Annotated in this window: 1 protein-coding gene; it reads right to left on the reverse strand. The window is 77.0% G+C overall.

Annotation, left to right across the window (positions count from 1 at the left end):
- Positions 1–43: 43 nt before the first annotated feature.
- Positions 44–9,883, reverse strand: coding sequence for a type I polyketide synthase (locus tag O7598_RS17560; protein ID WP_269692417.1), 9,840 nt, complete (start codon positions 9,881–9,883; stop codon positions 44–46).
- Between the last annotated feature and the right edge of the window lie 25 nt (positions 9,884–9,908).

Genomic DNA, 9,908 nt, shown 5'->3' on the forward strand with positions numbered 1-9,908 from the left:
GCGACGGGGCCCGGGCGGATGCCTGGGCCCCGTCGTCGTGCGCTCAGCGCAGCCCGGCCAGCCACCCGGTGACCGCTGCGGCCGTCTCGCCCGCGTGCTCGGCCATGATCGAGAAGTGGTTGCCGGTCACGTCCACGGCGGTGTGCGGCAGCTCCCAGCCGGCCCGCCAGTCGTCGTCGCGGTCCCACGGGCCCAGCGGCTCGGTGGCCCGCACCACGAGCGTCGGCGTCTCGATCTCACGGGCCTCGAAGCCGCCGCTCATCACGCCGTAGTGCCCCTGCGCGGTGAGCCGGATGTCGTCCATCGGCACGTACTGGTGCTGCCGCTCGATGACGCCGGTGGACAGCTCGTTCTGCCAGACCTCGTGCATCGGCCGGGACAGCGGGTAGGTGTCGACCAGCACCAGGCCGGCCGGCACCACGTCCTCCTCCTCCAGGTAGCGGGTCAACGCGTGCGCCAGGATCCCGCCGCCGGAGTGCCCGACCAGGACGAACGGGTCGCCACCCACCAGCTCGCGCAGGCACCGGGCCTGCCAGGCGAGCATCACGTACGCGTCGGCCGGCAGCAGCTCACCGCGACCGAAGCCGGGCACCGGCAGCACCGACACGTCGCGCTCGCCCCGGAACGCCGCGGCGAACCGGGCGAACTCGTGCGGGCCACCGGCCGCCGTGGTGCCGGTGTGGCACACCAGCCGCGGCGTGCGGTCGCCGCGCACCAGGGTCACCGGGTGCGGGCCGTCGGCCATCTGCGCCGGGTCGGTGAAGACCGGCCGGAACTGTGAGGCCTCGTACGCCATCTTCATGAAGTCGACGACCCGGTTCGTCCGGATCGCCTCGCGGTAGAGCGAGTTGAGCAGCCCGACCGGGTTCTCGTCGTCGGGGGCGATGCCCAGCAGCGGCGCCGCCGGGTCGCCGGTCACCCCGGCCGAGGAGAGCAACGCCTGCTCCACGTGCGCGGCCAGCAGCACCGCCGACGGGTGGTCGAACGCCGCCGTGGGGCTCAGCGTCAGGCCGGTGGCCGTCTGCAGCCGGGTGCGCAGCTCGATCGAGGTGAGCGAGTCGAAGCCCAGTTCGAGGAACTTGTCGTCGGCGCCCACCGCCTCGGCCGACGGGTGGCCGAGGACCCGCGCGGCGTGGTCGCGGACCAGATCGAGCAGGATCGGCCGCCGCTCGTGCGCGGGCGCCGCGAGCAGCGACTCGCGCAGCTCCCGCGCGCCGGGCGCCGGCGACTGCGGCCGGGCGGCCAGGCCGCGTACCTCGGGCACGCCGTCGAAGAACGGCCGTGGGCCGCTCGCGGTCGTCGCATCGACGAACGGCTCCCAGCGGACGTCGGCGACGACCAGCGTGGTGTCGTCGTGCTCGACCGCCTGGCCGAGCGCGGCGAGCGCCGCGCCCGGCGCCATGGCCGGCAGGCCGAGGCGCTCCAGCCGGTCACGGATCTCCGGCGCGCCGGAGACACCCTCGGGGTCGTCCCACGGTCCCCAGGCGACGGACGTGGCCGGCCGGCCGTCCGCCCGCCGCCGCTCGGCGAGCGCGTCGAGGTAGGCGCCGGCGGCGGCCGTGGTGGCCTGCCGGCTGCCGCCCCAGACGCCGGCGGCGGAGGAGAACAGCACGAAGGCCGTCAGCGGCAGGTCCCGGGTCAGCTCGTCCAGGTGCCGGGCGCCGGTCACCTTGGCGGCCAGGGCGGTCGCGACGGAGTCCGGCGTCAGGGCCGCGAGCGGGGTGTCGTCCCGCACCCCGGCGGCGTGGAAGACCGCGGTGAGCGGTTCGTCGGCGCCGATCCGGTCGAGCAGCCCGGCGAGGGCGGTACGGTCGGCGACGTCGCAGGCCACCACCGTGACCCGGGTGCCCGACGCGGCCAGCTCGTCCAGTTCCGGGACGCTCGCGGCGGCCCGGCCGGCCAGCACGACGTGCGGGGCGCCACGGTCGGCCAGCCAACGAGCCAGGCGCCGGCCGAGCGCCCCGGTGCCGCCGGTGACCAGCACGGTGCCCTCCGGCTTCCAGGGCGCGGGCGCGGCGGTCAGCGGCGCCCGGACGAGTCGCCGCCCGAACGTGCCGGCCGTTCGCAACGCCACCTGGTCGTCGGCGCCGGAGGCGAGAACCCGGACGAGTTCCGCCGCCACCCGGTCGTCGACGACGGCCGGCAGGTCGACCAGGCCGCCCCAGCGCTCCGGGTGCTCCAGCGCGATCACCCGGGCCAGGCCCCAGACGGCGGCCTGGTCGGGGTCCACCGGGGTGTCCGAGCGGCCCGGGGCCACCGCGCCCCGGGTGACCGTCCACAGCGGTGCGTCGATCCGGTTCACCAGGTCGATCGTCGAGTCGAGGGTCGGCGCGAGCGCCACCACGCCGGCCGGGGACGCGCCGGGCCCGATCTCCGCAGCGGTCAGCACGGTGGGCGCCACGCCCCGGTTCCGCAGCGCCGCGGCGACCAGGGCGGCGAGCGTGCGCACCTCGGGATCCTCGGGCGCGACGACCAGCCAGTCGCCGGTGAGCGTGCCGGCGGTGCCGTCGGGCAGCGCGGCCCAGGCGACCCGGTAGCGCCACGGCGTCGCCTCGACGGCGTCCACCGCCGGTTCCGGCGTCAACCAGTAGCGCTGGTGCTGGAACGCGTACGTCGGCACCGGCACGCGCCGGCCGCCGGAGCCGGCGAGGACCGCGCTCCAGTCCGGGGAGACGCCGGCGACGTGCAGGCGGGCCAGCGCCTCGAACACGGAACCGGCCTCGTCCCGGCCGTCGCGCAGCGTCGGCACCACCAGCGGCGCGTCGGCGTCGGCGAGCGACAGCCGGGCCATGCCGGTCAGCACGCCGGCCGGGCCCACCTCGACGAACCGCGTGACGCCGGTCGCGGCGAGGTGGCCGATCCCGTCGGCGAAGCGCACCGGCTCACGCACCTGACGCAGCCAGTACGCGGCGGAGAACTCCTCGACCGGCTCGCCGGTGAGGTTGGAGACGACCGGGATCCGGGGCCGCAGGTGGGTCAGCCCGGCGAGCACGCCGGCGAACTCGGCGAGCATCGGCTCCATCCGCGCCGAGTGGAACGCGTGCGAGACGCGCAGCCGGCTGGTGCGGCGGCCGAGCCCGGCGAAGTGCGCGGCGACCGCGTCGACGGCGTCAGCGTCGCCGGAGACGACGACGGCGCGCGGCGCGTTCACCGCGGCGATCTCGACGCCGGTACGCAGGGCGGCGCGGACCTCGTCCTCGTCGGCCTGGACCGCGAGCATCGCGCCGCCGGCCGGCAGCGCGTCCATCAGGCGGCCCCGGGCGGCGACGAGCGTGCAGGCGTCGTCCAGCGACAGCACGTCTGCGACGTGCGCGGCGACGATCTCGCCGATCGAGTGGCCGAGCACCGCGTGCGGGCGGATCCCCCACGACTCCAGCAGCCGGTAGAGGGCCACCTCGACCGCGAACAACGCGGCCTGCGCGTAGCCGGTGCGGTCGAGCGCCTCGGCGTCCGCGTCCAGCACGTCACGCAGCGGGCGGTCCAGCAGGGCGTCGAAGCGGGCGCAGGCGGCGTCGAAGGCGTCCGCGTAGGCGGGGAAGCGGTCGTGCAGGTCGCGGCCCATCCCGAGGCGTTGCGCACCCTGGCCGGTGAACATCATCGCCAGCCGGCCCTCGGCGGCGCGGCCGTGCGGCACGCCCCCGGCCTCCGGGTCGCCGGCCGCCAGCGCGTCCAGCCCGGCGATCAGCCCGGCCCGGTCGGCGGCGAGCACGACCGCCCGATGGTCGAGCGCGGCCCGCCCGGTCGCCAGCGTGAAGCCGATGTCCGCGGGCGTGTCCCCGGACTCGGCGACGAAGGCGCGCAGCCGCGCCGCCTGGGCCCGCAGCCCGTCGGCGGTCCGGGCCGCCAGCGGTACGGGCACCGGGCCCGACCTCGCGGCCGGCTCGTCCCGCGCCGGCGTCGGGGGCGCTTCCTCCACGATGACGTGGGCGTTGGTGCCGCTGATGCCGAACGCGGAGATGCCGGCCCGGCGCGGGCGCTCCCCGGGCGTCCACGGCACCGGCTCGGTGAGCAGCTCGACCGAGCCGGCCGCCCAGTCGACGTGCGGGGTGGGCGTGTCGACGTGCAGCGAGCGGGGCAGCTCGTGGTGGCGCAACGCGAGCACCATCTTGATCAGCCCGGCCGCGCCGGCCGCGAACTGGGTGTGCCCGAGGTTCGACTTGACCGAGCCCAGCCGCAGCGGGCGGTCCGCCGGCCGGTCCCGCCCGTACGTGGCGATCAGCGCCTGCGCCTCGATCGGGTCGCCGAGCGTGGTGCCGGTGCCGTGCGCCTCGACCGCGTCCACGTCGGACGCGTCGACAGCGGCGTCAGCCAGGGCCTGCCGGATCACCCGCTGCTGGGACGGGCCGTTCGGCGCGGTGAGCCCGTTGGACGCCCCGTCCTGGTTGACCGCGGTCCCGCGCACCACGGCGAGCACCTCGTGACCGTGCCGTCGGGCGTCGGAGAGCCGTTCCAGCAGCACCAGCCCGGCGCCCTCGGACCAGCCGGTGCCGTCCGCCGCCGCCGCGAACGGCTTGCACCGGCCGTCGGCGGCGAGCCCGCCCTGCTTGCCGAACTCGGCGAACACCGCCGGCGTCGGCATCACCGTCACGCCGCCGACGAGCGCCATCGCGCACTCGCCCCGGCGCAGCGCCTGCGCCGCCAGGTGCAGCGCGACGAGCGCGGAGGAGCACGCCGTGTCGATGGTGACGGCCGGCCCCTCCAGGCCGAACGTGTAGGAGATCCGGCCGGACATCACGCTGCCGGCGTTGCCGGTCATGTAGTGGCCCTCGGCGTCCGGCGGCAGCGCGACTCCGACGCCGTAGCCGGTCGAGGCGCCGCCGACGAACACGCCGGTGGCGCTGCCGCGCAGCGAGCGCGGGTCCAACCCGGCCCGCTCGAACGTCTCCCAGGCGGTCTCCAGCAACTGCCGCTGCTGCGGGTCCATGGCGACCGCCTCGCGCGGCGAGATCCCGAACAGGCCGGGATCGAACAGCGCCGCGTCGTACAGGAAACCGCCCTCCGGCGCGAAGCCCGCGTCCCGGATCTCCGGCCAACCCCGGTCGGTGGGGAACCCGGAGACGCCGTCGCCGCCGTCGGCCAGCAGCCGCCACAGGTCCTCCGGTGACCGGACGCCGCCGGGGAACCGGCAGGCCATCCCGATGATCGCCAGCGGCTCGGCGTCGGGCACGGCGGTCGGGCCCGGCGCGGCGGTCGGGTCCCCGCCGGCCACCAGCTCGCCGAGCAGGTGCCCGGCGAGGTCGTGCGGGGTCGGGTAGTCGAAGACCAGCGTGGCCGGCAACCGCAGCCCGGTGACGCCGGCGAGCAGGTTGCGCAGGTCGAGCGCGGTGAGCGAGTCGAAGCCGAGGTCGCGGAACGCCTTCGCCGGTTCGATCGCGTCGCCCGACGGGTGGCCGAGCACCAGCGCGGCGTGCCCACGGACGAGGTCCAGCAGGATCGCCTGCCGCTCGGCGGCGTCGGCCGTCGCGAGGCGCGCGGCGAGCGAGCCGGCCGGGCTCTCGTCGGCGGCGCCGGGTTCCGGCGTGACCGCCCGCACCTCGGCCAGGTCGGCGATGAGCGGGCTGGGCCGGGTGGCGGTGAACGCGGGGGCGAACCGCTGCCAGTCGATGTCCACCACGGCGAGCTCGGTCTCGTCCCGGTCGACGGCGGCGGCCAGGGCCGACATCGCGGTCGCCGGGTCCATCGGCGGGACCCCGGCGGTCCGCAGCCGGCGCTGGACCACCTCGTCGGCGGCCAGGCCGGCGCCGGCCCACGCACCCCAGGCGATCGACGTCGCCACCAGTCCCCGGTCGCGGCGGCGTCGGGCCAGCGCGTCCAGGGCGGCGTTGGCGGCGGCGTAGTTGGCCTGGCCGGCGGCGCCGATCGTGCCGGCGATCGAGCTGAACAGGACGAACATCGAGAGCGGCCGGTCGGCGGTGAGGTCGTCCAGCACCTCGGCGGCGGCCGCCTTGGCGCGCAGCACGGTGTCGAGCCGCGCCGGGTCGAGCGTGTCGATCACCCCGTCGTCGACGACCGCGGCGGCGTGCACCACCCCGGTCAGCGGCCGGTCGGCGGGGATCGCGGCCAGCACCCCGGCCAGCGCGTCCCGGTCGGCGACGTCGCAGGCCACGACCGTCACCGCGGTGCCGCGCCCGGTCAACTCGGCCACCAGCTCGTCCGCGCCTGGTGCGTCCGGTCCGCGCCGGCTGACCAGCAGGACGTGCGGGACGCCGCGGTCGGCCAGCCAGCGGGCGATCGTGGCGCCCAGGGCGCCGGTGCCGCCGGTGACGAGGACGGTTCCGTCCGTACCCCAGCGGGCCGGACCGGCGGGGGCCGGCGCCGCGCGGACGAGGCGACGGGCGAGGACGCCCGAGCCGCGGACGGCGAGCTGGTCCTCACCGTGGCCGCCGCCCAGCACGCCCGCCAGCCGCCGGCCGTCCCGTTCGGACAGCTCCTCCGGCAGGTCGACCAGGCCGCCCCAGCGGTCCGGCAGCTCCAGCGCGGCGACCCGGCCGAAGCCCCACACCTGCGCCGCCGCGACGCCGCGCTGCGGGTCGGACCGGCCGGTCGAGACCGCGCCGCGGGTCAGGCACCAGAGCGGCACCGGTGTGCCCGCGTCGCCGAGCGCCTGCACCAGCGCCACGGTGGCGGCGAGCCCGGCCGGGACGGCGTCCGACCCGGCGGCCGGCGTCTCCACGGTGGCCAGCAGCGAGACGACGCCCACCGGGTCGGCCTCGGCGAGCGCGTCGAGCAGCAGCTCGGTCAGCTCGGACCGGTCGGTGGCCGGCGCGTCGACGGCGACGGCCAGCACCTCGGCGCCGGCCCGGCGCAGCGCGGCGGTCACCTCGGCCGCCCCGGCGGCGTCGCCGGCGTCGTGCACCAGCAGCCAGGTGCCGTCGAGCGTCCCGGCCGGCAGGTCGGCCACCGGCTTCCAGGCCGTGCGGTAGCGCCAGGAGTCCACGGTGGACTCGGCGCGGCGGCGGCTGCGCCACGCGGAGAGGGCGGGCAGCACGTCCTGGAGCCCCTCGGCGGGGTCCAGCCCGAGCGTGCCGGCGACGCCGTCGAGGTCGCGGCGCTCGACCGCCTCCCAGAACAGCGTCTCCGCCGGATCGGCCGGGGCGGCCGGGGCGGCCGGGGCGACGTGCGGGGCGGCCGGCGCGTCGATCCAGTAGCGCTGCCGCAGGAACGCGGTGGTCGGCAGCGGGTGGAGCCGGGGCCGCGCGGCGGCGAAGAACGCGGTCCAGTCGACCTCGACCCCGTGCGCGTGGAGCTGGGCCAGCGCGCGTACCGCGGCCTCGGGTTCCGGGCGGTCCGCACGCAGCGCCGTCGCCAGCGCGGGCGCCTCGCCGTGCGCGGCGTCCGGGGCCTCGTCGAGGGCGAGCCGGACCAGCCCGGTGAGGGTGCCGTCCGGGCCGAGTTCGAGGAACCGGGTGACGCCCTCGCGGCGCAGCCACTCGACGCCGTCGGCGAAGCGGACGGCCGACCGGGCGTGCCGGGCCCAGTAGTCGCCGGAGCGCATCTCCGGCCCGACCGGCGCGCCGGTCAGGTCCGAGACGATCGGGATGGTCGGCTCGGCGTGGGTCAGGCCCGCGCCCACCGCGCCGAGCTCGGCCAGGATCGGGTCCATCCGGGCCGAGTGGAACGCGTACGAGCCGCGCAGCATCGTGGTCTTGCGGCCGGCGTCCCGCCAGTGGGCGGCCAGTTCCTCGACCGCGTCCCGGTCGCCGGAGACCACCACCGAGGACGGGCCGTTGACCGCGGCCAGGTCGGCCCGGCCGGCGTACCCGGTCAGGGCCTCGCGGGCCTCGTCGGCGCTCGCCCGGACCGCCATCATCACGCCACCGGGCGGAAGTTCGTCCATCAGCCGGCCGCGCGCGGCCACCAGCTCGCAGGCGTCGGCGAGGGTGAGCACGCCGCCGACGTGCGCGGCCACCACCTCGCCGAACGAGTGCCCGAGCAGGTAGTCGGGTCGGACCCCCCAGGACTCGAAGAGCCGGAACAGCGCCACCTCGACGGCGAACGTCGCCGGCTGGGTCCAGGTGGTGCGGTCGAGCAGCGCGGCGTCGTCGGAGGTGAACACCACGTCGCGCAGCGGCCGGTCGAGCAGCGGGCCGAAGGCCGCGCACACCTCGTCGAACGCCGCCGCGAACGCCGGGTACGCCGCGTACAGCTCCCGGCCCATGCCGGCGCGCTGCACGCCCTGGCCGGGGAAGAGGAACGCGAGCTTGCCGGAGCCGGCCGCCCCGGTCAGCGCGTACGGCGAAGGCTCGCCCGCCTCGACGGCGGCCAACCCGGCGGCGGCGGTGCCGTTGTCCGCGGCCACCACCACCGCCCGGTGCTCGTGCCGGCCCCGGGAGGCGACCAGCGACCACGCCACGTCGGCCCGGTCCAGGTCGCCGGCGTCGACGAACTCCCGCAGCCGCCCGGCCTGGGCCCGCAGCCCCTCCGGGGTGCGGCCGGTGACGACCCAGGGCAGCGGCCCGGTCTCCGGTCGCGGGTCCCGCTCCGGCGCGGGCTCGACCGGCGGCGCCTGCTCGACGATGGTGTGCACGTTGGTGCCGCTGATCCCGAACGAGGAGACCGCCGCCCGCCTCGGCGCGCCGGTCTCCGGCCAGGGCCGGGCCTCGGTCAGCAGGCTGACGTCGCCCGCGCTCCAGTCGACGTGCGGTGTCGCGGTGTCGGCGTGCAGGGTGCGGGGCAGCAGGCCGTGCCGCATGGCCAGCACCATCTTGATCACTCCGGCGACGCCGGCGCCCTGCTGGATGTGGCCGATGTTCGACTTCAGCGAGCCGAGGTGCAGGGGGCGACCCGGCGGGCGCTGCCGGCCGTACGTGGCGATCAGCGACCGGGCCTCGATCGGGTCGCCGAGCGGGGTGCCGGTGCCGTGCGCCTCGACGGTGTCGATCTGCTCGGGCGAGAGCCGGGCGTCGGCCAGCGCCGCCCGGATGACGCGTTGCTGGGCCGGGCCGCTCGGCGCGGTCAGGCCGTTGGAGGCGCCGTCGGAGTTGACCGCCGAGCCGCGGATCACCGCGAGCACCTCGTGGCCGTTGCGGCGCGCGTCGCCGAGCCGTTCCAGCAGCAGCACCGCGGCGCCCTCGGCGAAGCCCATGCCGTCGGCGCCGGCCCCGAACGCCTTGCACCGGCCGTCGGCGGCGAGCACCCGCTGTCGGCTGAGCTCCAGCACGCTGATCGGGTTGGGGATGACCGTCACGCCGCCGGCGATGGCCAGCGTGCACTCCTGCCGGCGCAGCGCCTGGGTGGCCAGGTGCAGGCTGACGCTCGACGACGAGCAGGCGGTGTCCACGGTGAGCGTCGGGCCCTCGGTGCCGAGGACGTACGCGACGCGGCCGGACACCACCGACAGCGAGCTGCCGGTGACCAGGTAGCCCTCGGACCCGGTGGCCGCGCCCACCGCCCCGGCGCTGTAGCCGAGCGAGCTGGCGCCGAGGAAGACGCCGGTGGGGGTGCCGCGCAGCGCGGTCGGCGCGATGCCGGCCCGCTCGACGGTCTCCCAGCACACCTCCAGGATCATCCGCTGCTGCGGGTCCATCGCGATGGCCTCGCGCGGGCTGATGCCGAAGAAGCCGCTGTCGAACATGGTCGCGTCGGCCACGTAACCGCCGGCGGCGGAGTACGTGGTTCCGGCGTGGTCCGGGTCCGGGTCGTAGTAGTCGGCCAGGTCGAAACCCCGGTCGGCGGGAATCGGGCCGACCGCGTCGACCTCGCCGGCGACCAGTCGCCACAGGTCGTCGGGTCCGGTGACGCCGCCGGGCAGCCGGCAGCCCATCGCGACGATCGCGACCGGTTCCTGGTCGCCCGACTCGGCGGTACGCAGTCGCTGCCGAGTGTCGTGCAACTCGGCGATGACCCGCGCCAGATAGCCGCGCAGTTTCTCCTCGTTGTCCATGCGAACGTCGATCCTTCCGGGAGGG

The organism is Micromonospora sp. WMMC241, from assembly GCF_027460165.1.
Classification (GTDB): Bacteria; Actinomycetota; Actinomycetes; order Mycobacteriales; family Micromonosporaceae; genus Micromonospora; species Micromonospora humi.